The 408-nt window shown below is 64.7% G+C and carries 1 protein-coding gene; it reads left to right on the top strand.

What is annotated here, in order from left to right:
* Positions 1-75: 75 nt before the first annotated feature.
* Positions 76-408 (top strand): AAA family ATPase (locus tag NLR35_RS34220; protein ID WP_257170939.1); only part of this gene is annotated, 333 nt, incomplete at its 3' end.

The raw sequence follows: 408 nt of genomic DNA, 5'->3' as shown, positions 1-408 counted from the left end.
GGACACATGAGAGGACGCGGTCACGCCCTGCGGACAAGCGGGCGCGGCTTCAGCAATCGGTTGATGGAGAGCAGAATGTCATCGCTGCGACAAATCGCATTCTACGGCAAAGGCGGCATCGGCAAGTCGACGACGTCGCAAAATACCCTGGCCGCGCTGGCCGAGATGGGTCATCGGATCCTGATCGTCGGCTGCGACCCCAAGGCGGATTCGACCCGCCTGATCCTGCACGCCAAGGCGCAGGACACCATCCTGAGCTTGGCCGCTGCCGCCGGCAGCGTCGAGGACCTCGAGATCGAAGAGGTCATGAAGGTCGGTTATCGCGACATCCGTTGCGTCGAGTCGGGCGGTCCGGAGCCGGGCGTCGGCTGCGCCGGCCGCGGCGTCATCACCTCGATCAACTTCCTC

This window comes from Bradyrhizobium sp. SRS-191, assembly GCF_024586915.1.
In the GTDB taxonomy this organism is placed as follows: Bacteria; Pseudomonadota; Alphaproteobacteria; order Rhizobiales; family Xanthobacteraceae; genus Bradyrhizobium.
This window is presented reverse-complemented; position numbering and strand designations above follow the sequence as displayed.